27 protein-coding genes are annotated in these 26451 nt (G+C 32.7%); 20 read left to right on the top strand and 7 right to left on the bottom strand.

The features are described 5' to 3' along the window. Position 1: 1 nt before the first annotated feature. The 7 genes from DWV06_RS10690 to DWV06_RS18690 all read left to right on the top strand — a co-directional run bounded on the left by DWV06_RS10690 (position 2) and on the right by DWV06_RS18690 (position 9084). Positions 2–1582, top strand: a complete 1581-nt coding sequence (locus tag DWV06_RS10690; protein ID WP_115482180.1) for an AlwI family type II restriction endonuclease — start codon at positions 2–4, stop codon at positions 1580–1582. Between the two features lie 15 nt (positions 1583–1597). After that, positions 1598–3463 carry a hypothetical protein gene (locus DWV06_RS10685; protein WP_115482179.1) on the top strand — a complete coding sequence of 622 codons (1866 nt, stop codon included), beginning with the start codon at positions 1598–1600 and terminating at the stop codon, positions 3461–3463. Next, positions 3447–4313, top strand: coding sequence for a hypothetical protein (locus DWV06_RS10680; RefSeq protein ID WP_115482178.1), 867 nt, complete (start codon positions 3447–3449; stop codon positions 4311–4313). The genes DWV06_RS10685 and DWV06_RS10680 overlap by 17 nt, the downstream gene beginning before the upstream one ends. Beyond that, positions 4303–5022 (top strand): DUF6339 family protein, encoded by a 720-nt coding sequence (locus DWV06_RS10675; RefSeq protein ID WP_115482177.1) that lies wholly within the window; start codon positions 4303–4305, stop codon positions 5020–5022. Before DWV06_RS10680 ends, DWV06_RS10675 begins: the two co-directional genes overlap by 11 nt. A gap of 18 nt (positions 5023–5040) precedes the next feature. Further along, positions 5041–7965, top strand: a complete 2925-nt coding sequence (locus DWV06_RS10670; protein WP_115482176.1) for a sigma factor-like helix-turn-helix DNA-binding protein — start codon at positions 5041–5043, stop codon at positions 7963–7965. A 19-nt stretch (positions 7966–7984) separates the two neighbouring features. Next, complete coding sequence (locus DWV06_RS10665) at positions 7985–8767, top strand: HNH endonuclease (protein WP_115482175.1); 783 nt, start codon at positions 7985–7987, stop codon at positions 8765–8767. A 113-nt stretch (positions 8768–8880) separates the two neighbouring features. Further along, positions 8881–9084, top strand: coding sequence for a hypothetical protein (locus DWV06_RS18690; protein ID WP_205027761.1), 204 nt, complete (start codon positions 8881–8883; stop codon positions 9082–9084). A 190-nt stretch (positions 9085–9274) separates the two neighbouring features. Here DWV06_RS18690 and DWV06_RS18375 read toward each other — a convergent pair whose 3' ends face one another. Continuing rightward, complete coding sequence (locus DWV06_RS18375; RefSeq protein ID WP_155522628.1) at positions 9275–9445, bottom strand: hypothetical protein; 171 nt, start codon at positions 9443–9445, stop codon at positions 9275–9277. A 707-nt stretch (positions 9446–10152) separates the two neighbouring features. Here DWV06_RS18375 and DWV06_RS10655 point away from each other — a divergent pair. Beyond that, positions 10153–11133 (top strand): non-reducing end alpha-L-arabinofuranosidase family hydrolase, encoded by a 981-nt coding sequence (locus DWV06_RS10655; protein WP_115482174.1) that lies wholly within the window; start codon positions 10153–10155, stop codon positions 11131–11133. A 210-nt stretch (positions 11134–11343) separates the two neighbouring features. Here DWV06_RS10655 and DWV06_RS19025 read toward each other — a convergent pair whose 3' ends face one another. Beyond that, on the bottom strand, positions 11344–11553 hold the full coding sequence (locus DWV06_RS19025; RefSeq protein ID WP_235828943.1) for a helix-turn-helix domain-containing protein: 210 nt from the start codon (positions 11551–11553) through the stop codon (positions 11344–11346). Positions 11554–11561: 8 nt separating this feature from the next. After that, positions 11562–11714: a hypothetical protein gene (locus DWV06_RS19020; protein WP_155522627.1), complete on the bottom strand. Its 153-nt coding sequence runs from the start codon at positions 11712–11714 to the stop codon at positions 11562–11564. Between the two features lie 288 nt (positions 11715–12002). Between DWV06_RS19020 and DWV06_RS10645 the strand changes: the two genes are divergently transcribed. The 3 genes from DWV06_RS10645 to DWV06_RS10635 all read left to right on the top strand — a co-directional run bounded on the left by DWV06_RS10645 (position 12003) and on the right by DWV06_RS10635 (position 14548). Next, complete coding sequence (locus tag DWV06_RS10645; protein WP_115482173.1) at positions 12003–12551, top strand: GNAT family N-acetyltransferase; 549 nt, start codon at positions 12003–12005, stop codon at positions 12549–12551. A 350-nt stretch (positions 12552–12901) separates the two neighbouring features. After that, positions 12902–13261, top strand: a complete 360-nt coding sequence (locus tag DWV06_RS10640; protein WP_115482172.1) for a helix-turn-helix domain-containing protein — start codon at positions 12902–12904, stop codon at positions 13259–13261. 48 nt (positions 13262–13309) lie between these two features. Beyond that, positions 13310–14548 (top strand): erythromycin esterase family protein, encoded by a 1239-nt coding sequence (locus DWV06_RS10635; RefSeq protein ID WP_235828941.1) that lies wholly within the window; start codon positions 13310–13312, stop codon positions 14546–14548. A gap of 144 nt (positions 14549–14692) precedes the next feature. Here the strand turns inward: DWV06_RS10635 and DWV06_RS10630 are convergent, their stop codons facing one another. Both DWV06_RS10630 and DWV06_RS10625 read right to left on the bottom strand, forming a co-directional pair. Then, the gene (locus DWV06_RS10630) at positions 14693–15010 is read right to left on the bottom strand and encodes a hypothetical protein (RefSeq protein ID WP_115482170.1); all 318 of its coding nucleotides are present in this window, start codon (positions 15008–15010) and stop codon (positions 14693–14695) included. 4 nt (positions 15011–15014) lie between these two features. After that, positions 15015–15227, bottom strand: coding sequence for a helix-turn-helix transcriptional regulator (locus DWV06_RS10625; RefSeq protein WP_115482169.1), 213 nt, complete (start codon positions 15225–15227; stop codon positions 15015–15017). A 423-nt stretch (positions 15228–15650) separates the two neighbouring features. Here DWV06_RS10625 and DWV06_RS10620 point away from each other — a divergent pair, with 423 nt between their 5' ends. Further along, positions 15651–17309: a diphosphate--fructose-6-phosphate 1-phosphotransferase gene (locus tag DWV06_RS10620; protein ID WP_115482168.1), complete on the top strand. Its 1659-nt coding sequence runs from the start codon at positions 15651–15653 to the stop codon at positions 17307–17309. A 396-nt stretch (positions 17310–17705) separates the two neighbouring features. Here DWV06_RS10620 and DWV06_RS10615 read toward each other — a convergent pair whose 3' ends face one another. Continuing rightward, the gene (locus DWV06_RS10615) at positions 17706–18503 is read right to left on the bottom strand and encodes a pectate lyase (RefSeq protein ID WP_205027760.1); all 798 of its coding nucleotides are present in this window, start codon (positions 18501–18503) and stop codon (positions 17706–17708) included. A 494-nt stretch (positions 18504–18997) separates the two neighbouring features. Between DWV06_RS10615 and DWV06_RS10610 the strand changes: the two genes are divergently transcribed. From DWV06_RS10610 to DWV06_RS10590, 5 genes are all read left to right on the top strand, one after another. Next, positions 18998–19900 carry a helix-turn-helix domain-containing protein gene (locus DWV06_RS10610; RefSeq protein WP_193726017.1) on the top strand — a complete coding sequence of 301 codons (903 nt, stop codon included), beginning with the start codon at positions 18998–19000 and terminating at the stop codon, positions 19898–19900. A gap of 22 nt (positions 19901–19922) precedes the next feature. Beyond that, positions 19923–20579 carry a hypothetical protein gene (locus tag DWV06_RS10605; protein ID WP_115482166.1) on the top strand — a complete coding sequence of 219 codons (657 nt, stop codon included), beginning with the start codon at positions 19923–19925 and terminating at the stop codon, positions 20577–20579. 118 nt (positions 20580–20697) lie between these two features. Continuing rightward, positions 20698–20892, top strand: a complete 195-nt coding sequence (locus DWV06_RS10600) for a hypothetical protein (protein WP_115482165.1) — start codon at positions 20698–20700, stop codon at positions 20890–20892. Between the two features lie 160 nt (positions 20893–21052). Continuing rightward, a complete protein-coding gene (locus DWV06_RS10595) occupies positions 21053–21514 on the top strand; it encodes a GNAT family N-acetyltransferase (RefSeq protein WP_115482164.1) in 462 nt (153 codons plus the stop codon). A gap of 16 nt (positions 21515–21530) precedes the next feature. Continuing rightward, positions 21531–22937 (top strand): serine hydrolase domain-containing protein, encoded by a 1407-nt coding sequence (locus DWV06_RS10590; RefSeq protein ID WP_115482163.1) that lies wholly within the window; start codon positions 21531–21533, stop codon positions 22935–22937. Positions 22938–23111: 174 nt separating this feature from the next. Here DWV06_RS10590 and DWV06_RS10585 read toward each other — a convergent pair whose 3' ends face one another. Continuing rightward, the gene (locus DWV06_RS10585) at positions 23112–23579 is read right to left on the bottom strand and encodes a helix-turn-helix domain-containing protein (protein ID WP_328587643.1); all 468 of its coding nucleotides are present in this window, start codon (positions 23577–23579) and stop codon (positions 23112–23114) included. Positions 23580–24225: 646 nt separating this feature from the next. Here DWV06_RS10585 and DWV06_RS10580 point away from each other — a divergent pair. The 3 genes from DWV06_RS10580 to DWV06_RS10570 all read left to right on the top strand — a co-directional run bounded on the left by DWV06_RS10580 (position 24226) and on the right by DWV06_RS10570 (position 26283). Then, the gene (locus tag DWV06_RS10580; RefSeq protein WP_115482162.1) at positions 24226–24678 is read left to right on the top strand and encodes a helix-turn-helix domain-containing protein; all 453 of its coding nucleotides are present in this window, start codon (positions 24226–24228) and stop codon (positions 24676–24678) included. Continuing rightward, positions 24675–25511, top strand: a complete 837-nt coding sequence (locus DWV06_RS10575) for an alpha/beta fold hydrolase (RefSeq protein WP_115482161.1) — start codon at positions 24675–24677, stop codon at positions 25509–25511. Before DWV06_RS10580 ends, DWV06_RS10575 begins: the two co-directional genes overlap by 4 nt. A 166-nt stretch (positions 25512–25677) precedes the next feature. Further along, entirely contained in the window at positions 25678–26283 is a 606-nt protein-coding gene (locus DWV06_RS10570; protein WP_115482160.1) for a hypothetical protein, read from the top strand. The last annotated feature ends 168 nt before the right edge of the window (positions 26284–26451 follow it).

Genomic DNA, 26451 nt, shown 5'->3' with positions numbered 1-26451 from the left:
AATGATAAACTATTGGTGGGTAACTAGACCTAAAAGAAAATTAAATTCAATACCTGAAATATTAGCAGTTTTTTCAACCGTTTCGTTAGATGTTCAATGGCAGGGTAGTATAAGCTTGCATAGAATGTTTGAAGATGGATTGGAAGAAGCAGGGTTAAAAAGAATTGGTGAAAGAAGAGATGCTAGAGGAAGTGGGGGAAGAACATATTATGCATGGCTTGCTTCCTTGGGTCTTGTATTTACACAAGAAAGTACTAATAAATCGTATTTAACACTGGCAGGAGAGGCTATAATGCAAGGTCGCTCTCCTGTTGAAGTGCTAAAAAATCAGGTATTAAAATATCAATTTCCTTCACCATTTTCTATTTCACCACAATCTTCGAAAACTCGTGTTAATGAACGATTCAAGATTCGTCCATTTAGATTTTTGCTAAGACTTCTTTCAGATGAAAGAGTTCAATATTTAACGAATGATGAGATTGGTAAAATCATTATAGTTGAAGCGGAGAACGAAACAGAACAATGCTATGAACACATTGTGAAGAGACTTCAAATGTATAGAGATTTTGCGGATGGAATTTTGGATGACGATTATTTTGAGAAGTATGCACCTAGTTCAGGGAAGGTTAATCCAGATCATCCTTTTAGTCATCTTACAGACACCGCAAATACATTGGTAAACTGGCTTGATTTTACACAGTTAGTTTATCGAGAAGAAGGTGGAATAGTAAAACTACTTGACGAAAAAAGGGAAGAAGTAAAGTATATCCTTGAAAATAGGACAGCATTTATTGATAGACCTGAGGAGCAAGAATATTTTCAGCGTAAATATGGTCTTGATCCATGGCATCAGAAAGATACAAGAAATTTAGCAAATACTAGAACAATTACCTCTCGTATGATTGATATCCAAAAAATTCGTCAGGCGTTTATTACATATTCAATACACAAGCCGGTAAGAGCAATTACCTCAGATGTCATAGATTATGTTATTAGTGTTACTGGAACTGATGGAAGATTAGTAGAAAATACATTGATAGAGGCATATCCAAATGGCGCAATTAGTGGATTTATGACAGAGTACTTTGAAATGGCATTTAAAGGAACTGAAGAAGCTATTCAATTTGAAGAAGCAACTACGGAACTATTTAGTGAGGTATTTGGATTTAAGGCAAAGCATTTAGGACAGACAGGAAGTAAATCTGCTCCCGATGTTTTACTGTTATCTGATGATGCAGGATATCAGGCTATAATTGATAATAAGGCATATAGTAGATATTCTATTTCAGGGGATCACCATAATAGAATGGTTCACAATTACCTGAATAACATATCAAATTATAGCGAATACCAGCAACCAATAGGATTTTTTACATATATATCTGGTGGTTTTGGAAACCAAATTGATAGACAAATACAATCCATTGCTGAGGAGTCAGGAATACATGGATCAGGTATGAGCGTTTCTAATATGATTAAGCTGGTAGAAAAACAAAACGAAAAACCATTAACACATCAAATGATAAGAGAAATATTTTCTGTAGATAGACAGATTTTACTTTCAGATTTGAATCTGGTGTAGATCAGGAGGATAAAAATGGCAGAATGGAGATTTCCGTCGAACGATTATGGAGAAAATAAAGGAATAAACGATTCTGGAGTTGCTATGTTTAGGGGAACTCCTTTGAAGTCATTGGCTAGAGAGATTTGTCAAAACTCTCTTGACGCTGCAACAGATAAGAAAACAGTTGTTGAATTCAGTATGTTTAGTATTCCATCTTCTCAGATTCCTGGAAGAGACTATTTGTTGGATACGTTCAAGAGATGTCTTAATTTCTGGGGTGGACAGAAAGCTTTGGCAACGAAAGAGTTTTTTACTATCGCTATTAACATGATTAGTGGTGATAGTTGTAACATTTTAAGAATAAGTGATTTTAATACAACTGGATTGACTGGATCAAGAGAAGAAATCAATACAGATTGGACAAACTTGACAAAATCATCAGGTGCATCAGATAAAAAAGGCACTGCAGGCGGATCATATGGTATTGGAAAGTTTGCTCCTTTCGCATGCTCAGCATTTTCAACAGTATTTTATAGTACATATGATATTAATGATGAGAAGGCTATGCAAGGAGTTTCGAGATTAGTAACATTTACAAGAGAAGATGGGCAGAATACTCAAGGAACGGGGTACTATGGAAATGATAGAAATACCCCGGTATATGAGGAACTTAAGTTTGAACAAAGTTTTTCGAGAAAAAATGGACAATATGGGACAGATATTTACATTGCAGGATATAAATATGGTGGAGAGAATTGGCAAAAGGATATCATTGTTTCAATTCTGGATGGATTTTTAGGAGCAATTTGGAATGAAAAATTAGAAGTAAAAGTTGGAGAAATTTATATATGTAAATCAGAATTAGGTAATATCATGGAAGCGTATCATGATGATCTTACAAGCTATACAGATAAATATTATGAAGTGCTTATTTCAAATGAAACAGTATGGTATGCGGAAGATTTTTTGAATTTGGGTGAACTACGTTTAGGGCTTTTATTGGGAAATCAAGATTCTCCAAATAGAATATCAATGATTCGTCAAACTGGTATGAAAATTATGGATAAAGACCGTTTGCCAGGACATGTTCCATTTACAGGGGTTATGTTTATTGAGGGGCAAAAAATTAATGAAAGACTGCGTTTGATCGAGAATCCCGAGCATACAAAATGGGAACCAGAAAGATCAAAAAATCCTATTCAAGAGCGACAATTACTTAAAGCATTGAATGACTATATTAAATCAAAGATTGAAGAATTAATTAGCTCAGGTGCAGGTGAATCAATAGATGCAGTAGGTGTTGGTAATTTTATTCCGGATGAAATAACGAACACAGAAAACCAAGCAACTGAAGAAGTAGTAAGTGAGAAAATTCTAGATGTTGAGATAAAACAAATAAAGAAAAAAAGTGTTTCCAAGCAAGCTCCAGGTTCGTCAGAATCAGATAGCGAAAATGAAGAATTGGGGCATAAGGAAAAGGGTGGTAATGATACTGAATGGTTCCATGATGGCGGAAAAACTGAAAATCCTGAACATAAACCTGGACAGGAGGCACATGTCGAATTTGGTGGAGATACGCCGATGCTTACAAAGATAAATGTAGGAATTGAAAAATTTGTATGTATGGGAATAGATAAAGACGCAGGAAAGTATATGCTGATGGTTGTTCCAAACCAAGATGGTACTAATGGAGAATTAGAATTGTACTTATCAGCAGAAACACAAAGATATGAGGCTCCGATAAAGAATGCAAATGTTATCGGAGGAACAGCACAGTTTAGTAAAAATGTCATATCTGGATTAACCTTTTCTAAGGGACAACCAATTAGGATTAGTCTAGAGTTGGATTACTTTGATTATTGCTCAATGGAGGTGATGATGCATGCAACTTCGAAATAAATATTATCCATACCCAGTTATTGTTGAAGATGGAGATTATTATGAAAGTAGTTCTTTTTCATCATTTGTAGAGCAGGCTATGGAAGGTTACAATGTTAAATTGACATTAAAAGCGCAATTGGAAGACCAGTTGCTGAACCAGATGATAGACGATGGATCTGTGATATATGCTCATCATATTGAATGCCCACAAACTTGTTATAGAAAAGTTATAAAGACAAAAGATAAAGAAGTAAATGTATTATTGAATGATACTGATGTTAATGGAATTGTACAGGTATGTTCTTTTGTAGTTGCTGAAAAAAATATTGAAAAATATACGAATGAGTCTTTTTCAGCAGATTATAGAGGTTGGAAATTCAACATAGAAAAAGGATGTATCCTTGCAATAGGACATCAATATAACTTGAGAATAAATAAAATCAGAGATGATTTAGCCAATACTACATCAATTTTCTCAATAGTACCAAATACAGATCCAACAGAGAGTAATGTATTAGTTGATTTGGGTCAGCAAAAAATAATTATTTCATTACCTGAAAAAACATATCAACAGTACTATAATGTGCAAAGTTATATTGATATTCAACCAGTAATGCATTCGATGATTATTGTTCCAGCATTAGTTTATGTATTTTCAGAGTTAAGAGCGACAAGTAATTTGTATGAAATGGAATATTATAGATGGTTCCGTGCGCTAAAAAAGGCTTGTGAAGGAATGGACGTTACTTTAGACACAGATGGACTAAGGCAGATGGATACTTTTAAAGTGGCGCAACAGCTTTTAGATGGTCCAATAGAAAAAGCTATAAAGTTTTGTTCAATGGGAGGTGGAACATATGAAAATTAAATATATGATAGAAGATGACTTAAATACCTTAAAAAGTAACCTCCCAGGAGTTTTCAAAGAAGTTGTTGCTCCAGGCGGAATAAGTATAAATAAAATGTTTTCCAGAGAGGATATGATAAAAAATACACCATATGAGATTGATGAATTTACACTTGATATGAGTCAGCCAAAAGGTAAGGAAAGTCTGACTGATGTGGAAAACATACAAAGAGTGTATAATCATATGAAGTTTTTATCAGATTCACAGGCTTCAGATGAAAGAATATGGTTGGCTTATACTTTTTCGGAATTTATAGACTATATGCGATATAGGTGGACTGCAAATTCTGTATCTGACTTAGAGAATAGGTATTTATTTGGATATTCAGTACAAAGATCTTTATTTAGAAATGGAATAGCAAGATTATGGTGGATTGGGAGATTTACTTATGATCTGAATAGACTAGATCCTTATGAATTAACGAAGTTTTTGTGTAAAGATCAAGATTATATTGAAAGTATATGTGGAAGAAACATATTTAATAATCCAGATGTTGGAGTGGCGACAGTTTCTGCGTTATTTGACGCCGAAAAGAATGGAAAAACAGTAAATAGAGATGTTGTGCGAAATATGGGTAAATATGTAAATGTGTTGGCAGGTACATATTTACTGGACTCATTGAGTCGCGAGGAAATATATAACAAAGTAAGTAAAAAACTAGCACAGTAGAGGAAGGAGGGTATCATTTTGCAGTGTAAAGAATGTGGAGAGAATTATGCTGAGGAAATGTTTCCGGTATGTCCATATTGTCTAACTCCAAGTAATAAGAATGAACTTTATACCCAAATGGAATCCGATAAATCTGAGACAGAAGTTTGCGAGAATGATATAACAGACGTAGATAATGATGAAATATTAGTTAGTGATTCCAAAGACAACGAAGAAGAATTGGTTGAAGAATCGAAATCGGAAATAACGAGTGCAACAGAAAAAGATTTAGAAGTAATTAATATACCTTCTTTTAGTATGAGAACAAAAAATGTATTGCGTAGAAACGGAATTTTCAAACTATCAGAACTTAAGTCTTTTTTGAACAAGAAAGAGGTTAAGGATATTCATGGTCTTAGTGTATTTGTTGAAAAAGAGATAACAGATGTACACCTGTTAACAGAAGTTGTTGCGGATGAGGATAAGGAGAGGATTCAAGAGGAAACCAGGGTAAGTAGTGTATACTCAGCAAATAAGTATAAATTGTTTGTTGAATATTGCAAAAAAAATGGAATCACTTATATGAGCGATTTTGCTGGATTTGATTTTATGTCCTTGATGCATGTTCAAAGAATTGGAACCGGCAAAATAGAAGATATTATTAAAGTATTTGATTCATACTGTGCAGGAGAATTGGTGGAAGAAAATATCAGTGATTATGAAAACGTCCAATCTACAACATTGTATGGGTATATAAATGAGCAACTTTTAGACTTGAATTTAGATTTCTTAGTGGGACTTGGAATAAAAAGTAAACAGATAAAGGAATTATCTAGTCGTGGATTTATGAGAATTAGTGATTTACAGAACATTTCTGTAAACACGTTGCAACAGATTGTCGGAATTCGAAACATTGAAAAGTTTAGAGGAATAGAAGATTTACTGAAAAAATCTTTGATAGAGATTTTTGAAGGAATACTTTGCGAGTATGAAAAGGAAGATGATCTGATTATTGATGTAAAGAAAGAAGAAGGATTTACACTCCAAGAACTTGGAGATGAATATGGTGTTACAAGAGAACGTATTCGTCAGAAAATTAGTAAATTTAATTTAAAGATAGACCCATTTATGAATCCAATTGTGGAGTTCTTTATGAATCCAAAGAATTACGTTAGTACACAGGAATTACTCGACATATATGATAATGATAATTTTGATAAAGTACTAATTCATTGGTGTAAAAATTGTAAGTCATTAGAATATTTAAGTTTTGCAGATGTTTTTGTTTGGAAGTTAGATGAAGAAAAATCAACTTACGATAAAATATTAGATTTAGCAATAGATTTTATAGGTGATGGCATCAATCTATATGATAATTTAGAAGAACTTGAAACACTAATGCAAACTTCAAATTTTACATATGTTGACGGTGGAGCTTTTTTGAATTTAGCTCAGGAAAAAGGATATAGAGTTTATGGTGATTTTATTGTAAAGGGAAGACAATCATATGGATATTTATGTGCAAAAATTGTTGCTAATAAATTTCCAGATGGAATAAAGTTGTATGGTAGTGCAGATTTGAAAATTTTGAGAAAATTAGCATTGGAGGAATATGGTGATTTAGGTATTCCAGATAATGATAGAGCATTCAGTACAAGATTGACAGACTATTTGGTGCTATCTGGAAGAGGCACGGTGACAGCAGAGGCTAATATACATATAGCTATAAATGTTCTTGATGATATCAAGGATTATATCGATGGAACACAAGAAGGAGAAGTCTATTACGCAGAACTATATACCAGATTTGAAGGTATGCTCAGAATGATGAGTAACATAGACAATTACAACTTTTTACATGGTGTATTGAAACTTTATTTTTCAAATGATTATGATTTTTCCAATAGAGATTATTTGAAAAAACACGGAGACGGATATGTATCAGGAAAACTCAGTATTAAGGTAAAGAATTGTATCGAAGCTGCTGGTGTTCCTCTACATAGAAATGAAATTAAGAAAAAGGTATTAGGATTGACTGACATTGTTCTGTTCTCTGCTATCGCATCAGAACAAGAATTATTTCAGTGGGATTACAATTATTATTATTCAACAGCACTTATGCAAATTGATGAAAGTGATATTGAGTACTTGATGCAACAAACTGATACAATTATGGATAAGAATGAAGGCTACTGCAGTGACAATATGTTACTTGATGAAGTAAAAAGATTTAGAAGAAACTTTTTGATAAAAAATCGAATTGAGTCTTCGAATAATTTGTATTATTTGTGTCAAAAACTCCTGTCTGATAGATATGATTTTAGAAGACCACATATAACGAGAAAAGGTCTTATGGAAGAAATATCTGTAAGAAATGTTGCATTGCATTTGCTTGGAAGTCCAATCTTGCTATCGTTTAAGACATACCAAGATATGGCGGAACATCTTAAATGGTCGCCAGTTACTACGGGAATGGTGTTTGGAGAGATAGAAAAAGAGTATATTCGAATTACGGATGATTCTTATCTTAAAACAGAAGAATTTAAGATTGATAACACATCGGTAAAAGAAATAGAAAATGTTTTAATAAATAATATGAGTAACGATTATATCTCGTTAATTAATTTTGATTTGTGGGAAATGTTACCAGATATAAAATATGAATGGAATATATATCTATTGAGATCCATTATAGATAAATTTATTTCGGAACTTCGTATTATAGAAATCAGAGCAAAAGACAGGCGCTATGAAAGAGGAATTGTTGTCAAAAGAGAAATGGAGCTCTCAGATTATGCAGATTTAGTAGCTTATTTTATGAGAAAAATGGGCTATAGTGATTTGTCAGAAAATAACATGCTAACATTGTTGGTTATGAATAACTTGACATATAAAATGATTCCAAAAGATCTGTTTTTGTCAGATAAAATTATATATCAAAATGAACATTTCATGTTAGCGTAGCTTTTGAGAAGGAGGTTTTATGGCTATCAAATATCGTGAGAAATGGACGAGAGAAGAAACTATTTTGGCATTTGATTTATATTGTAAAACGCCCTTTTCAAAAATTGCTAAAACTAATAAGGACATAATAGAGTTAGCAAATTTGATAGGTAGAACGCCTAGTTCTGTTGGATTGAAGATGGCGAATTTAGCTCATTTTGATCCGACATTAATTGCTAGAGACGTTAAAGGAATGGCAAATGGAAGTAAGTTAGATAAAGAGATATTTGACGAATTTTCAAATGACTGGGAAGAATTATCTTATCAGGCACAGATAATTCTTGCTAAATATAACAAAGTATCAATTGAAAGCTTAAATCCGCAACTTGGAATTGAAATGATTCCGGCAGGTGAATATAGAGAAATAGAAACAAAGGCAAGGATTGGTCAATATTTTTTTAGAACATCGGTGCTTATGGCATATGGCAATCAATGTTGTATTACAGGAATTCGAAAACCAGAACTGCTAATTGCAAGTCATATTAAGCCTTGGTCAGTTAGCGATTCAAAAGCAGAAAGAACAAATCCAAGGAATGGTTTGAGTCTTAATGCATTGCATGATAAAGCTTTTGACAAGGGATTGATTACATTAGATTCAGAATATAGACTGATAATGTCTTCTAAGATTAAGGATGTAGAAATGGATGAAAATACAAAGTCTTGGTTTTATTCATATGAACATGAAAAAATCATTCTGCCAGATAAGTTTATTCCAGATAAAAAATTTATTGAGTATCATAATGATGTGATTTATCAAGGATGATATATAATAGTAAAATAGCTGTTTAATAGGGAGATGATTTAATGTCTCGTTTTAGAGTTGGAGATACGGCATATATTGTTGAATCAAATAGAATTGTAAGGTAAGTAACGATTGTGAAATGCTCTGGTGGAATCTATCTAATTCGTTTTAATACAGGTGGCGGAATTCAAGTGAAAGAACATCGTTTGTATTCATCACAAGAGGAGGCGCAAGCTGCAATTCCAGGAAACAGTGCAGTAAAAGAAAAAGAGTATCGAGTCCATATGATTATGAGCATTAAGAAAGTTTTAGTCCACTGGACCAGAGTTAATGATTAGTGTGAAATTAATTCAATATGTTTACAGTAGGGGGCAGTCGTGCTAGGCTATCCCAAGAGCGGAAGGCTCTGGTTTCTATTTAGGTAGGAATCGGGGCCTTTCTTTTTGCCTTTCAGCACGGCTGTGGGTTCATGCTGTCAACATATAGAGCAGATTAACTTTTGGTTCAGTGGACTAAAGGCGGACTTTTCTATTTTTCTGTTAATTCGAATTTTGATGATCCTGTATATAATTGTGTATGCGTATCAACACCTGAGAATCCAAGGTTCATTCCATTCCCAGAAATAAGGTTTTTGATTTCTTCGAAGTTTTCTATTCCCCATTGATGACAGCCTGCTGAAAATTCTGTTTCTAGCCACAATGGACATCACGAAAAAGTGGACTGGCCAGCGGTAAGACTGGGGTGTAATCCATTCCCAACTAGAGATTTATTTTGAAGAATGCCTAACTGGCTATTAATAAAACTGGCCAAACTCAGCCAGTTTTATTGACATACAAAAAATCAGCGTTATAATACAGACAAGGACAGAACTCAGAAATAGCGGTCCTGTCCTTGCATAACTAATAATATATCTTATATCAGTTTTTAGAGTTTACACAAAACTTTGGCTTTTAAAGAATGAATATGGGAAGAAAGATGGCTCTCATCAGAATCCCATAGTCATGAAAGAAAGTCATAGAATGTATCACCCCCCGGAGTGTCACCGAATGCAAAGCAGCTAAGAATGGCATAGAGAGGGTTGATTTTAAGTTGAGCAGCCCAATCTAGTTATAAAAAATGATAAGATAAACCATTTACATAATTGATAACTGTAAGCTTTTATAAAAATTTTACTGAAAGCAACTCGCAGTATGGAAGGTTGAATTGCAGCTTTATATTATCAAAAGCTTGTTATTAGTGGCTATTTCATTGACTTATATAACTATCGGACTTTGACAACAATTTTTTTGTAATTAACTGGTTGTAATACTTAGTTTTAAGACAAAAAATATCAAATATCTACAATATAAGCATCATCCTATTTATTTTATGTAGTACATATTTGCCTAAAAGGAAGGAGTATATATATGAAACAATTAATAAGGTTAAGTTCTGCATTTATAATTGGACTAGTTTTAATATTTCCAGTTGCAGGTTCTCAAGTAAAAGCTGCAGCTAATGCATATCCAACATGGTATGTCGATTCACCTGTCATTAACCATGGACAAGCATATCCATATGATTATTATGCCGCAAAGGATCCAAGCATCGTATACTACGGCGGTAAATATCACGTATTCTATACCGGCGCCAATAAAGGCGGCGGCTGGCAGATGCTTTATACATCTGCCAGTACCATTTCAGGATTAAAAAGTGCTTCGCGTACCTATTTAAGTAAAATCGGCGAAAGCTATTTTTGCGCACCTGAAGTGTTCTATTATGAGCCACAGGGTTTATGGTATCTGGTTTACCAGGACGGAACACATGGAGCAGCCTACGCAACCACAAGAAATATAGCAGATCCTAATTCCTGGTCCGGACCAAAATCCTTTGGCATATCAGGAAATATGGGATGGGATTATTATATTATCTGCGACGATACCTATGCCTATATGTATAACACACCAAGTGACGGATCCGGTAAACTGTATGTACGCAAGACAAAACTGGCCAATTTCCCGAAAGGCTGGGGCTCACCTACAGTCGCAATATCCAATACCTTTGAAGGTGCACATGTATATAAGTCAAAAGCAGACGGAAAATATTATTTGATTGTGGAAGATCAAAAGGATGGCCGTTATTATGAACTTTGGACCTCATCAGGTGCAGGCGGTCCTTGGACACAAGTTGCTGAAAAATGGGCATATCGCGGAAACCTTTCCTATAATGCAGCCAAGTGGACAACTAATGTTTCTCACGGAGAAATTATACGCTTCGGATATAACCAAAAGTTGGAGATCAATGATATTAACAGGGTAGATTTCCTTATTCAGGGTACCACCAACTTAAACGGCCCTACATATCAGCAGCTTATCTGGGATTTGGGAGTAATCAGAAATTATAAATAAGCTGATTCTGTGTAACATTTAGAAATAATTGATACTGAATTAACATGTATTCTAAAATGAATAGGGTGATACTTATATGGTAGAACTTTGTAAAACAATCTTTTTGGTAAGAAGTGCCTATTATATACTAGGGAATTTCGGAGAAAATTCCTAGTATGATGTTGGGTCAAAAGGTATTTTGCCCCTGGTATATAAACAACCCCTGCCATATCAAAGTCTAATATAGTACTTAAATACAGTTTCTTTTTCTCTTCTCAAACGCTCTAATTCATCTACTTGGTCATTAGGTTTATGATAACCTCTACGATCTTTTAAACTATCTTCTCCTTTAGCATCATATTTTTTTACCCAACTATAAACTTGGCTATAAGAGACATCATATAAAGATGCGGTTTCCTTATAGTTACGGTTATGATTTATAAAGTATTCTACGATTTTTTTCTTCTTGCTTCTGCCATATAGACCTCCCGCTTAGGATTGTAATCCTTAAGTACTCTATTGGCATTATAACCCTTAATCCATCTTTTAAGAATAGATGAATCTGGAATATTGTATTTTGTTACAATTTCACTAACATACATTTTTCCAGAAATATAAAGTTCAACACACTTAGTCTTAAATTCCGCACTGTAACAATTACACCCCGATTAGTTGATATAATAATTAAAAGTGGTATATTTAAATATATAGTATACTTTATATATACTATATATTGCTATTGCCATTTGGCATTTGAATGTACAGATAAGTTATTTACAGTAATTATAAATAAAAAATTTAAAATTAGGAGCCACATGTCAGAAGCGGATATAATTAACTCATTTTAAAACATAATTTAATGTAAAAATAAAAATCTAGGAGATATATTTATGAAATTTAAGTCTATATCAATTATAGATAAACTAGGAAGAAATGTTATTTTACGAAATGCAGAGGTATCAGATGCCGATGATCTAATTAAATACTTAAAAATTACTACAAGTGAAACACCTTTTTTGACTAGAGAATCAGATGAAGTTGTTTTAACACATGAACAAGAAGAGCATTTTATAAAAAGAAGTATAAATGCAGAACGTGAATTAATTCTCGTTGCTACAATTGACGGAAAGCATATAGGAAACTGCTCTCTTATGGGAATTGGGTCGTATAAGAGGTATGCTCATCGTGGTGATATATCAATTGCTTTATATAAGGAATTTTGCGGAATTGGAATTGGAAAAAAAATGATGTTGAAGGTTCTTGAATTGGCAAAAGAAATTGGGTATGAACAAGTCGAACTTGAAGTAATTACAGATAATAAAGCGGCAATTACTCTATATAAACAGTTAGGATTTGAGAAATATGGAAGTTTTCCTCATAATGTGAAATATGCAAATGGAAAATATGCAGATGCAGACTGGATGATGAAAAAATTATAGTTTTCAAATAACATATTATGTAGAGTGATAAATAGTGGTATATGATAAAAAGAATGGGTTGTAAAAAAGGCTTTTTGTCAATAGTTGGGGTGGTATCCTTATGGATGCCGCTCCATGATTGCGTTTTGGGCATGCAAAGAGGACCTTTATGTGCCAGACCAGTCTATTGCTTTTAGATAATTAGTGTGTATTAAGTAAAATGCGGGCTCAGAAATGATTGAAATGTTTTTTTAAGGCAAAAATAACGCTATTTTATGTTTGCAACCCAAGTGCAACTGAAAATAGCGTGATAGTTGGTGGTGGCAACCGCAAAATACTGATATAGTAAATACAAGAAAGGAGTTGATAGCATGAAACTTGATTTTTTAGGAACAGTCATCTTTGGTATAGTTCTTCTTATTGGGCTGGCAGTGGTAGTAATATTTATTCTCTTGGGTATATTTGTAATAAAAGCACTCATTAAATATATCAAATCAGAAGATGTTAGGAAAGAAAAGTCAGGCATCAGAAAATCTCTTGGCAAGGTTTTAAAACAGCATCGAGAAGAATGTAATATGACGCAAGAATTTGTTGCAGAGGCAATTGGTGTAAGCAGACAAGCAGTATCTAAATGGGAGAATGGAATGTCTGACCCCAGTACCTCTAATTTAATTGCACTTGCAAAATTATTTAAAATCTCTACTGAAGAACTATTACACGAAGTGAAATAAACTCGGCGTAGAGAATATTCACATCAAAAACGAGAGGGTATATCAGTTATGAAAACAAAACACTTTAAAATACGGTACATCGTTTTGAGTTTATTAGGAGCAATCCTTTTGGCAGCATTCATTTTTATGCACTTCGGTGGCTTTAGTACAGGAAAAAATGCAAATCCAGAGGAATTTGCCAAATATGCACAGTCGGTGGAAGATATTACAATACCGGAAAATACCAGAATAATAGCCTTAGGAGAAGCTACACACGGAAATGTAGAATTTCAACAGCTTAAGTTGGACGTATTCAAACAAATGGTAAACAAATACAACATGCGAGCCTTTGCATTGGAAGGAGACTTCGGCGGTTGTGAGCAGGTAAATCGCTACATACACGGTGGCAAAGGAACAGCTCAAGCGGCTGCAGCAGCTATCGGTTTTGCTATATATCGCACAGATGAAATGGCTAAGCTTATTTCGTATATGCGACAGTATAATGACAATGCTGCGGAAGGTGATGATCTGCGTTTCTACGGTTTTGATATGCAAAGATATGCTCACAGTTTTCATTTCTTGTTGAAATTCTGCAAGGAGCTTGGCGTGGATACCAAGAACTTGAAAAAACTCATGGACGGTGAGGAATGGAGCAGTGAGTATGACAACTCTGCCCGAATGGAAATTATAACACAGGTTAAAACCGAGCTTGAGGGCAAGAAAAATGCTGCACAAGCAGTACACTTCGCAGATATGCTTCTGCAATACTGTGAGCTTCAAGTGGGCACAAATAGCAGTACATTAAGAGATAAACTTATGGCTGAGAATGTGGAGTGGATATTACAGCAAGAGCAACAGCTTGGCTATGAGCGTATCTTTGTTTCAGGTCATAACAGTCATGTGGCTAAATGGGGTAGCTTTGATTCCATGGGCAAGCTACTTTCCAATAAAACAGACAATGGTTATTATGTAATCGGTACTGATTTTTATAAAACAAACTGTAATCTACCTTCCAGCTCATTAGGTAAACGTACAAATCAAATATTTTATTCCCATAGTCCACTGGCAAAAACAGCAAAAATGGCTGGGTTAGAAATTTGTTGGTTGAATTTTAGGGATATTCCGCATGATTCCGAATTAGCGGAACTGATTTTGCAATATACCTACATGGGTACTCTGGGAGAAAGATATTCTTGGTTGATGCGTCTTATTCCTCCAAGTTACCGAATGTTTCAACCACCTGCAGTACTTTACGATAGTATGATATTTGTAACGAATGCGAATCCCATTCATATAATCACAGAATAATAAAAAAGAACTCTTACACATGAAGGTTTAACTATAAATTTGTAGCCTAATCGCTATTATGAGGAGGTGACGGTGTCTATTTATAAAGGAGCATATTAAAACTAGCGGTTTAGATTTTTTGTTCCACTGTGATGGAGTTTATATTTATAGCTTTCGATCATAATAGATAAGTCCAATAAGTTCTAATAAATTTCGAAGACCGAAAAATAGTATCCCCGCAAATAATATTCTTTTAAGTGGGACGAGTACTTCTTGTATTGATGGTATACATAGTAGAATTGCTACTAAGATAGTTAATAACCCATTGGCAACCTCTGCAAAACTTTTGGATTTTAGCAGAACAAGAGTCCAACGTTCATCATTTTTATTTTGTACTTGTAATATAGCGCTCCATAAATAGAAGCTCACTGTAGATAATGCTGCTATTACTATTAAGATAAGTAGTATAATTTGTTCATTCATTTTGTTAATTCTCCGATGTTATATTTTCTTTTAAACAGTATAAATCTTCCATTGATACTTTAAATATCTCTGCTATACGATATGCAAGTATAAGAGATGGATTATATTTCTCATTTTCAATGGATATAATTGTTCTTGATGAAACATTAACTAATTTAGCCAATTCTACCTGTGTCATATTTGCTTCTGTCCGTAATTTTCTGACATTGTTTTTCAATTTACCCCCTCCTTTGGATGTGAAACAAACTTCGCATGAAGCTGACTTCATATTGGCATAAATAATATGTCGCGTCAATAGGAAAAATCATTTTATTAAAAACATTAGAATAAAAAATTTCTAAAATTTAATTGTACAATTATTGATTTACCATTAAACCTGAAATGGTAACAGCAAGATATATCTGGAACACAAAGCAAGTAATAATAAGAAAGGAGGCATTGCATCGGCAGTGTTCCAGTTGGATTAGGTATCAACGTTTACAGTTTCAAAACCGTTAATGACTGATATGGATTAATTGATTTATTTTAAGTTTAGGATAGAAAAAAAAGACAATTATTGCTTTTTATAGTTTACAATTAGTATAAAATGCCTTAAAATCTTTATAGTAGATAAAAATTAAAAGTAAAAAGGAGATAAATGATGAAATATTCACCGTTACAACAAGCTAGATATGCGTATACTCCTAAACTTCCAGGAATGCTTAGAAATGGTATCGCAGAAATCGGCGTTAAAGAAGGACAAGAAACACAGAGTGTAGCTGATCAGGACAAGATTAAGGCTCTCTTTCCTAACACCTATGGTAAGAATGAAATTACATTTGAAAAAGGTCAGAACACATCTGAGTCAAAAAAACAAGTTGTAGGAGTTATCCTTTCAGGAGGTCAAGCACCAGGTGGACACAATGTTATTTGTGGTTTATATGATGCATTAAAGGCTACAAACAAAGAGAATGTTCTTTATGGTTTTAAAAACGGCCCAAGTGGTCTTATTGAAGATGATGTATTAGTATTCGATGATGAATATATTAATGAGTTCAGAAATACTGGTGGATTTGATATCATCGGTTCTGGTAGAACAAAACTTGAATCAAATGAACAATTCGCAATTGCGGCTGAAGTTTGCAAAAAACATGGCATTACAGCAATTGTTATCATTGGTGGAGATGATTCTAATACAAATGCAGCTATTTTAGCTGAGTATTTTGCAGCTCATAACACAGGTGTTCAAGTTATCGGTTGCCCTAAGACAATTGACGGTGACCTTAAGAATGAAGAAATTGAATGTTCTTTCGGTTTTGATACAGCAGCTAAAACTTATAGTGAATTAATCGGAAACATTGAAAGAGATGCAAATTCAGCTAAGAAATATTGGCATTTTATCAAAGTTATGGGGCGTTCAGCTTCTCATGTTGCTTTAGAATGTGCTCTTGAAACACAACCAAATATCTGTTTGATCTCTGAAGAAGTAGCAGCTAAAAAAATGTCTCTTTCTCAACTTGCGGATTATATTGCTGATTCTGTTGAAAAGAGATCAGCGAAAGGCATGAACTTTGGAGTTGCAATCATTCCAGAAGGTGTTGTTGAATTCGTTCCAGAATTCTCGACTTTAATCGGTGAAATCAATGAATTACTCGCAGGAAGTAAAGCAGATGATTTCAATGCACTTAATACATGGGCAGAAAAATATACATTTATTGAACAAGGACTTTCAAAAGAATCTATGACTGTATTTGCAATTCTTCCACAAGGAATTCAACAACAGTTATTCCTTGAAAGAGATCCACATGGTAATGTACAAGTTTCTCTTATCGAGTCAGAAAAATTATTCTCCGCACTTGTTGCAGACAAATTAGCTGAACGTAAGAAAAACGGCACATACAATGGTAAATTCAATGCCCTTCATCATTTCTTTGGATATGAAGGAAGATGTGCTTTCCCATCAAACTTCGATTCAGATTATTGCTACTCATTAGGATACAACGCATTTATGTTGATTCAATATGGTTACACTGGTTATTTATCTAAAATATCTAACCTTTCTAAGCCTGCAAGCGAATGGGTTGCTGGTGGATTGCCTATCACTAAGATGATGAACATGGAAAGAAGACATGGCGAAGATAAGCCTGTTATTAGAAAAGCTCTTGTAGAACTTGATGGAAAACCATTTAAATTCTTTGAAGCAAACAGAGAAGAATGGGCAGTTGAAACAAGTTATGTGTATCCAGGTGCTATCCAATACTACGGACCAGCAGAAGTTTGTGATATCACAACAAGAACACTTGCTCTTGAACAAGAATAAGAAAAACAAATAAACCTTACCGATTTGCGTGAGCAGATAGTTAAACGGAAATAGTTATTTTTCCATTTGATGAATGCCTCAACACTCATGTGTGAACATGGGTGTGAAAATCGGTAAGGTTATTTTTTATATCTCACTATTTCTTCTTTTTTTGCCTACGCTATAATTATCCCAAGAAGGATTGTCATATTTCTTTAAAATTATAAAAAGATTTTCCAAGCAATCGTATTACATGAATAATTCAATTAAGTTTTTTGCATGTTGAGGAAGCCTTCGAAAGAGGGCTTTTCACATATTTAGATCCCTAAAGGAACTAAAAAGATACACAACCCAGCAGTTATAATGTACTGCTTGGGTTGTGTATCCAATCATCATTTTCTTATTTCTAATTCATTTTTAGTAAGTACTTACCTGAGAACTGGAAGGGAATTTCCACCAAGTAGTACAGTTCGTTACGGTAAGGTTTTTATAATAGCATTTTGTAGATTTACTATCAGTTCTTGCGATAGAATCTTTTACTTTATCAATTGTGCAATTATTTATGTACCACTCACATTTATAAGACGTTCCGCCGTTTTGCCTTACAAATTTTCCAATATCATTTGCTTTAATATTACTGAAGTATACTTTACATGGAGCGTTGCATTGGAATAGTTTATCGGTTGCTGCACTTGCTGTACAATTGGAAATATTAATTGTTCCAGCATCCGCAGAAGAACTACCTTTTACTGTTAATGCGTCTTCTCCAACATCTTCCCAAGTTACATTATCAACGGTATTATTACCGTAAACATGCACACCGTCACATCCAGGGGAAGCGATAATAACATTTTTCAAAGTAGCTCCCTCTTTTAATTTAAAAATTGGCTCTTGATTCTCAGCCTGGCTGCCGTCACCCATTCCACTGGCTATGATGGTAATACCTTTGCCATCATAAGTTTTACCAGAATCTACTACGATGGTGCTGGTGATTGTTTCACTTTTTCCGTAATTCGACATTCCACTATAAGAAGCCCCAACAGATGATAAGTTTTCACTGCTGGATGACATGATTTCGAGATTTTTAAAGGAACTATCATTTGAATTCCATGATGTCGAAGTTTTTGCACTAGACACAATGCTTGTTACATCCATAACGGTCAGTACTAAAGCAAGTGCTAAAAATGTTGTTAATAATTTCTTAAAATTTTTCATTAACATATTCCTTTCTTTAAAATTTTTATTATCAAGTAACAAACTCATTATAGTGCAAACTTTCAATAAATGTCACCGTAATAATAGCAAAATTTTACTCTTAATAACGTTGGAAAATGTTACAATGTAACATCTATTTTTCTTACATTGGTAAAATATTACATATATGTTAAATGTATTTCGTAATTATTAACTATAATTAACATAACATTATTTTATGGTAATCTAGTATTTGCCATTATATTACTCCATATTTGGATTTAAACATAAAACATACAATTATACTTAATTCTGTTATTGTACTTTATTTTCTTTCTAAATTTCTTTGTCACCAAACTTCTCCTGCATGGCTTCCATAACCATTAAAAATTTCACTTATAATATTCGTTGATAAGTTTAAGGAAGATGCAAGTTTTTTTAAGAACAGCAATATCAATCAAAAAAAATTTTTAAGTTATGCTATAATGAATTTATCTAATAAAGGAGTAGAAAATTTGAATTATTCGTATCGTATACAAAAAACTATTTTATATATTGAAACTAACCTTGGAAAGAAACTCTCTGTAGATGAATTGGCGGGAATAGCGGGATTTTCTAAATATCATTTTATTAGAATCTTTAAACATGAGACTGGAAGTAGATTATTTGAGTATATTCAAAGTCGCAGGATGGCTAGGGCAGCAAAACAATTATTGTTTACAAACCAAAATATATTTGATATTGCACTAATGTATCAGTTTGATTCACAGGAAGCATTTACCAGGGCGTTTAAGAAAGAGTATAGTCTTTCACCGGGAAGATATCGTAATGTAATGAGTAATTTAATACATTTTGAAGAGGAGGTATATACCATGGAAAAAAATATAATTCCTGGATGGATTGTAACGGGTACAGTACCGAGTGAATACAATGTGGAATTTGATTATATTATTTTTCATAAAGGAACTCGTTCTGTACGTATAAAGGGAGAAAGTATAAATATTAATAATGAGGACTATATGACTGTAATGCAACAGTTTAAAGCATGTACTTATATAGGAAAAAGAATTCGTTTTTCAGCATTCATTAAGACCCAGGAAGTGGACACGTGGTGTGGCCTTTGGATGAGAATAAATGATGCCACAGCAAATATACTGAAATTAGACAATATGCAGAATCGTCCTGTAAAAGGAACAAATGATTGGAATTATTATTCTGTCGTTTTAGATATACCAGAATGTAGTAATATTATTAATATTGGTATTCTACTTAATGGGAAAGGAACAATTTGGATGGATCACGTAGATATTGAGATTGTCGATAAGAGTGTTGAGACAACAGATGTAGATTTAAGCAGTGAACTTCCAGAAAAGCCTATGAATCTTTCACTTGAAGAATCGGATATTGAGATGGAGTAAAAAGAAACTGAGGGATAGGGAAATGAGCAAAATAGATAAAAAAGTCAAAAAAGAATTAGCATGGGAGTATGGATATATGCTAGCAATGACTGCTATAAGCTGTATTCTAGCGTATTTGCTAAACAAATTGATTTTGCCTGCTATTTTCATAATACTTTTAGCGGTTTTAGTTGGAATTGTTGTACTTTGGACTAAACCGATCAGTAGAAAATTATTATATCTACATAATATTTTAAATAGTTTGGCATCCGTTTCTTTCGCATATCTTCTTGTTACCGTATTTATAAAATCTGTCGACAGCTTTATTACAGTGGTTATAATAATCGTAGTAATGGATTTGTTTAGTTTTACAAAAGCAGGGAAAAAAACACCAAATGCAAAGTTAATTAATAACAATAATACTTTGGCACGTCTAAGTATCTGCTTGCCAGTACCAGGTAAACCGGGACTTCAACCAATTATTGGAGTGGGAGATTTGTACTTTTACAGCGCTATGTCAGTATTTTCTTTACATATTTTTGGTGTGAATGTTTTTGGAAATATATTTTGTTTGATTCTTGTAGGTCAATTAATAAATATTCTATTAATATCGATTATCAAAAATAAAATATGGTACAAAGGTTTTCCGGCAACTTTATTTCCAGGTATATTTTATTTAATTATTATGTATATCGTTTGAATTTATAAAATGTTAAATGTTTTGAAGCAAAATTCATTGTGATCAAAACTTTTATTAATGTTATATTGACGGTTACTCTTAGAAGTAAAAATTTTTATTTAAGTGAAATAAAATAACTATGTTAATTATGGTTAGCAATATTAAAGATACGAATAGCTTACAAAATTTATATGTATATAATAATGGTAATTTGGATAATTTTGAAGTATTATTAAATGAGGAGTGGAATATAAAGTCTATTTTAGGCTCATATTTAAATATTGTTTTCTATCAGGGTGGTTTTGATAGAGAATCAATACTCTTTATGCCGTAAGGTATGACTCTAATAATTCTGAAACAATAGTTTTATTTAATACTTATGGTGATTTAATTAGTGTATTAAAGTATAAATAAGTTAATTTTTTAACCAAAATTACAAGATCACTTATGAGAAAATAATTATCATGTTCAAGAAAGGTTTTAGCTAAAAAATTATGAGTATTAAGTTTAAAAAATCAATTGTTGAAGAAGCAGAAGAACTTGTAAGAATATACAATGAAGCATTTTATGCAGATTATGTTCGGTTTGGTGTATGTCCGGGATATGGGCATACAGTAGAAAATATGCGTCAGTCAATATCACGCAACTTGAAGTATACAATATTTGCAGATAAACAGCCAGTTGGAGCAATATCTGCTGTTAAAGAAAGTGAAGAAGTATATCATATAGGTTGTCTGTGCATTATACCAGAATATCAAGGATTAGGAATAGGTTTTAAAGCCATACAGTTTTTAAAAGAAACATTGCCAGATTGGAAAGAGTTAGTTTTGGATACACCTGTTGATAAAATAGAAAATGTAGGATTTTATACTCACAAGTGTGGGTTTGAGATAATAGAAGAGTATCAAGAAGGCAAGATTAAATTATACAAGTTCAGATTAAAAAGGATTAAATAGGAAGAGAAACATGTAGATGAAGAGATTCGTGATAATAGTGAAAAGTACAATTATTGTAATTATTTGTTTGTATTTTATGGGTTATGTGATAAAACATTATGATGGAAAAGAGTATGGCTTCAATCAAATAAATGACTATGTCACAAAAATGTGTAAAGTAGCAGATACACCTGGAATGTCTGTAGCTGTTTTGAATGATGAACAGGAATATTATATTAATGCCGGTTATGAGAATAAAGATACAAAAACAAAAGCAACAAGTGAAACAAAGTACGAATTAGGCTCCACTACAAAAGCATTTACAGCGTTGGGGATTCTCTTACTTGAGCAAGATGGAATGTTAGACCGAAACGATAGTGTTAGCAAATATATACCATGGTTTGCACCTAGTTTTAATGGTGGAACTGTGGAAATGACGATAGAACAATTACTTTGCCATACAAGTGGGATTCCTGCATGGACTATAGCCAATCTTCCTATAGGGACAATAAATGATGATGGATTATTAGAAGAGACTATTAGCATGATTAAGGATATGAAACTGGATAATCATCCAGGAAAGGTTTATAATTATGCGACAATTAACTATGATGTACTAGCACTTATTATTGAAAGAGTAACAAATACTACATACGAAGAATACATAGAAAAGAGTATATTAGAACCGTTAGGTATGTATAATAGTTATTTTAGAGTCGATAATTCAAAAAAAAGTCAGTTAGCACAAGGATATCATTATGCGTTCCAAGTAGCAGAAAAATATGAGGCACCTACTTTTTATGGGAACACGGCAGCTGGTTATTTAGTTTCAAACACTAAAGATTTAATGATATGGATGAAAGCTCAGTCAGGATTATTTGAAATAAATATGACTGAATCATTAGAAAAAATAAAAAATGCTATTATGGAATCTCATTTATATCCAATAAAGAGTGGAAAACATTACTGGGCAGGTTGGAATTTATATCATTCTTATTTCTTTCACACAGGAAACAATCCAAATTTTTCCTCCCATGTAATTATTGATAGAGATGAAACAAAAGCAGTATTTGCATTGACAAACATTTCTGGTTCGGCAGCTGCAGTGACAGCTGATGGAATATACCGGATTCTACATGGTGAAAATATAAAGATTGGATTTTTTGTGGATGAAACTTCACTAGTTGACTTATTTTGTACAATATTATGTTTCGTTGAACTTTATGTAGGAATTATCTTATGGGAAAAAAAGAATAGGATAAGAACATATGCTATTGTTAAAGCTTCTATTTCTTTGTTATTAGCCATCCTGATTGCAGTATTTCCTTATGCTTTGCATTATAATTATCTGACTTTGGCAATATGGTATTCACCTTCCCTGCTAGTTGCAGCAGTGGGTGGTGTGATATGCTTATTAAGATATGCTGTAAAATGTGCCGTTTGACTCTACTTTGATCTAATTGTAAGAAGCATTGTAGAATCAAAGGGCTAATTTTGTTTAAAAGATAAATGATTTCAATAACCAAACGAATATCATGCAAACTATAAATGTAATGAGCCCACATACAAAAACAGACAATACCTTTTGGTATGGACGTTTTCCGTATTCTTGAGCTTTTTAAATTTCATCTAACCTTTTACCTTCAGTAAAAGATAAAATTTCCTTAAATGTCTGAATATCATTATTCTTTTTATACTTCTCAATTTCGTTCGCATAATACATTGTTATTACAAAAATTATAGCTGTAATAAATAAGCCGAAATAACCTAAAAATACAGCCAGTGGAACAGTCGACATCATTAATAACACTAATAGTAAGGTGAATATAGTACCGTTACGATTAAATTTTTGAAGTTCACCTTTATTTATTTCTTCTTTCATAACTTTTATATCTCCTTTTATCAATTGATCAAGAGATGTGTTGAATAATGAACTTAGTAAAAGAAGACTATGAATGTCTGGGTAATTTTTATTGTTCTCCCAATTGGAAATAGTTTGTCGAGTGACATAAATTTTTTCGGCAAGTTCTTCTTGTGATAAGTTCATGTTGGTTCGGTACTTCTTTATTTGGGTATGAAGTTCCAAGGGAGACCTCCTTTCTGTTTTGTTTCTCTTGACCTGTGTTCATCATAGTGTATTCAAGAGAAAGATGCTATCAAATGGCTTTTACATTATTGAAAAGCAGCATGTAAAAAGTGTTTTACATCACGAAAATGTACTATTTGCGGGATTTCCTATTCCTATTTTTAATAATTATAGTATTGTGACTGGAAAAGTATTGTGACTGCAAAATTGTCTTAGTATTTCTTGGATATTCCTCGCATATTTTTAGAATATTTGATTTTCTGCCAGTTGTTATATCATTATTCTACATGTATTTTGTTTACATTTGTATTCTATCACATGGGGACACATATAAAAAGTAATGAAAAATACTTTGCAGACACAGAAGAACCATTTTTGCGATAAATATGTCTAAATTTGGAATAATATATTTGCTTTTATTCACGGGATCCTTCCTGACAGATATATAACAATGATAAAAACTAGTGCATGAGTAGAAATCAATTATGGTAAATATAGGGTTGTAAATGTGGAATTAAAATTTCACTTTACATAGGGAATTTGTTGAATAATTTTATTTTAATACTTGACATATTACCTAATATGACTTAATATGTATTCGTAAGTGATAATAAGAAATAATAAGAAATATAAAAAGGAGTTAATAATGGAAAGAGAATTTTATACAGTTGACCAAATAGCAAAAATGTTGAACATACATCCAAAAACGATACAAAGATATATTAGAGAAGGGAAGCTGCGTGCAACAAAAATAGGAAAAAGTTGGAGAGTTTCTGGTCACGATTTAAGTTGTTTTACAGAAAATAATGTTTCAGTATACAGCATGAATTCAGAAGATTTAATAGAAAATCGTGTAAGGGCATCTTCGGTAATTGATATCACTGTCATAAATAAAGAAGAAGCAAATAGAATAAGTAATTCTCTTACGGCAGCGATGAATGTAAAACCAGTTGAATACGGTCAGGCGTCGTTACATGCACAATTTTTAGAAATGGACAAGGTGCTTCGAATAACATTATGGGGAAATGCAAATTTTATGTCAGCTATTTTTAGCTTTATTGAAGTATTTGTAAATCAGACAAAGGAGGATTTATTATGAAAAGGTCAAGTGTTTTTAAATCTGAAAAAGGCAAAGAGAAGATCAGAGAATATTATAACAATATTTTAAATAATTTTCCTTTGTTACAAAGAAATATTGAGACTTCATATGGAAAAACATTTATTCTAGAATCAGGAAACGAAGGGAAAGAAAATATGCTTCTGATTCATGGATCTTGCAGTAATAGTTCTGCTTGGTTAGGCGATATAATGGCTCTTTCAGAACATTATCATGTATTTGCAGTTGACATTCCAGGTGAACCGGGAAATAGTGAAGATATTCGTTTGAATGTAGATTCAAACGAATATACAGAATGGCTAAAAGAAGTTATCGAACTTCTTGGATTGGATAAAGTAATATTGGTTGGGAACTCAATGGGGGGATGGATAGCCCTAAACTTTGCAGCAGAGTATCCAGAACGAATGAAGGTACTGGTATTAATGGCACCATCAGGTATCGTACCACCAAAAGAAAATTTTATTGATCAGGTCGAGCTAATAGAAAAAAGTACTGAAGCTGCAGATATTGTTTCTGCTGAAGTTTTGGGAGATGTAGCATTACCGAAGGAAGTTATGGAATTTATGATGCTTGTAATGAAAAATTTCAATCCAATAACGGCATCACTTTCTATTCTTTCTGACGCACAAATGAAAGCACTAACAATGCCTGTATTATATATAGCGGGAACAAATGATGTGACAATGGATTCTGTAAAAGCATCAGAGAGATTAGGTGAGTTATTACCTCAGGTGACCTTAAAAATAGATGAAGGAGTCCATGTAATTACATCGGTATCAGAAATTGTTATTCCATTTTTAAAAGGAAAGATGTAATGATTGATGAAAAAGGATGGAAAGTAGCAAAGAATCTAAGAAAAAATCAGATATTTGGTAGTTAGTATCGGTTGTTAGCCTGGAAAAATTAGGTTATACTATAGTCAAGATTTGGCAAATAGAAATCTGTCTGTGGAAAATATAATTGATAACAAGGGGGATAATTATGAAAAGAAGAATTATAAGTTTGTTAATTACGTTTACATTACTTTTTATAGGGGGGTGTGGGGATGTAAACAAAACGAGAGATGAACTTGAAGGAACATATGTATTCAAGGACTCTTCTATGACAGGTATTGATAAATTGATTTTTGAAGATGATACTTTACAAATGTGCACTTATTACAAATATAATCTAATGTCAGATGGTCAAATTAAATTTTTGAATTTAGAAAATGAAAAAGATCATAATATGAAAACTCAATATATAGTTGAACAATCTGATAATAAATATAAATTAGACATCTATGAGGGCAGTGAGGTAAAAAATAGTAACAATTATGTAATTTATAAAAGTGGGAACGATGGTATATTAGGAAAAGATACATTTGATGGAATATATGTTGACGATAAAAATAATGTAAAATATGTATTTTCGAAAGATGGAACACTTGAATTAATTTCCATTCAGAGTTATAGCATTAATGACAAAACAATAAAACTAACAGGAACAAGTGGCTCTACTACATTTTCTTATGAGTTGAAAAACCAAGGAAAAGAATTAGATATTTCATCTGGTTCGGATAATAATTTTACTTTAATGAAAGAATAAGTTGATGTCTTTTGTACTGAAGATACTAAAATTTTTTATAATAATCTAAAAAGAAATTGTCGATAAAATTCGACAATTTCGCCTTCTATTATCTTTTCTTTTAGGTTATAATTTGAGTATAAAACAAAATAACTAAAGATGGTGGAAAATGTAACCAACAAATGAAAA

It is taken from the genome of Anaerosacchariphilus polymeriproducens, assembly GCF_003363435.1.
GTDB classification, from domain to species: Bacteria; Bacillota; Clostridia; order Lachnospirales; family Lachnospiraceae; genus Anaerosacchariphilus; species Anaerosacchariphilus polymeriproducens.
Note: the sequence above shows the minus strand (reverse complement) of the source record. Positions and strands in the feature narration are given on the sequence as shown.

Bases quoted from the DNA above. Each gene is read 5' to 3' on its own strand.
- DWV06_RS10690 (WP_115482180.1), top strand. From the start codon at position 2: ATGATAAACTATTGGTGGGTAACTAGACCTAAAAGAAAATTAAATTCA.
- DWV06_RS10685 (WP_115482179.1), top strand. From the start codon at position 1,598: ATGGCAGAATGGAGATTTCCGTCGAACGATTATGGAGAAAATAAAGGA.
- DWV06_RS10680 (WP_115482178.1), top strand. From the start codon at position 3,447: ATGCAACTTCGAAATAAATATTATCCATACCCAGTTATTGTTGAAGAT.
- DWV06_RS10675 (WP_115482177.1), top strand. From the start codon at position 4,303: ATGAAAATTAAATATATGATAGAAGATGACTTAAATACCTTAAAAAGT.
- DWV06_RS10665 (WP_115482175.1), top strand. From the start codon at position 7,985: ATGGCTATCAAATATCGTGAGAAATGGACGAGAGAAGAAACTATTTTG.
- DWV06_RS10655 (WP_115482174.1), top strand. From the start codon at position 10,153: ATGAAACAATTAATAAGGTTAAGTTCTGCATTTATAATTGGACTAGTT.
- DWV06_RS19020 (WP_155522627.1), bottom strand. From the start codon at position 11,714: ATGTATGTTAGTGAAATTGTAACAAAATACAATATTCCAGATTCATCT.
- DWV06_RS10645 (WP_115482173.1), top strand. From the start codon at position 12,003: ATGAAATTTAAGTCTATATCAATTATAGATAAACTAGGAAGAAATGTT.
- DWV06_RS10640 (WP_115482172.1), top strand. From the start codon at position 12,902: ATGAAACTTGATTTTTTAGGAACAGTCATCTTTGGTATAGTTCTTCTT.
- DWV06_RS10635 (WP_235828941.1), top strand. From the start codon at position 13,310: ATGAAAACAAAACACTTTAAAATACGGTACATCGTTTTGAGTTTATTA.
- DWV06_RS10630 (WP_115482170.1), bottom strand. From the start codon at position 15,010: ATGAATGAACAAATTATACTACTTATCTTAATAGTAATAGCAGCATTA.
- DWV06_RS10620 (WP_115482168.1), top strand. From the start codon at position 15,651: ATGAAATATTCACCGTTACAACAAGCTAGATATGCGTATACTCCTAAA.
- DWV06_RS10615 (WP_205027760.1), bottom strand. From the start codon at position 18,503: ATGAAAAATTTTAAGAAATTATTAACAACATTTTTAGCACTTGCTTTA.
- DWV06_RS10605 (WP_115482166.1), top strand. From the start codon at position 19,923: ATGAGCAAAATAGATAAAAAAGTCAAAAAAGAATTAGCATGGGAGTAT.
- DWV06_RS10600 (WP_115482165.1), top strand. From the start codon at position 20,698: ATGTTAATTATGGTTAGCAATATTAAAGATACGAATAGCTTACAAAAT.
- DWV06_RS10595 (WP_115482164.1), top strand. From the start codon at position 21,053: ATGAGTATTAAGTTTAAAAAATCAATTGTTGAAGAAGCAGAAGAACTT.
- DWV06_RS10590 (WP_115482163.1), top strand. From the start codon at position 21,531: ATGAAGAGATTCGTGATAATAGTGAAAAGTACAATTATTGTAATTATT.
- DWV06_RS10580 (WP_115482162.1), top strand. From the start codon at position 24,226: ATGGAAAGAGAATTTTATACAGTTGACCAAATAGCAAAAATGTTGAAC.
- DWV06_RS10575 (WP_115482161.1), top strand. From the start codon at position 24,675: ATGAAAAGGTCAAGTGTTTTTAAATCTGAAAAAGGCAAAGAGAAGATC.
- DWV06_RS10570 (WP_115482160.1), top strand. From the start codon at position 25,678: ATGAAAAGAAGAATTATAAGTTTGTTAATTACGTTTACATTACTTTTT.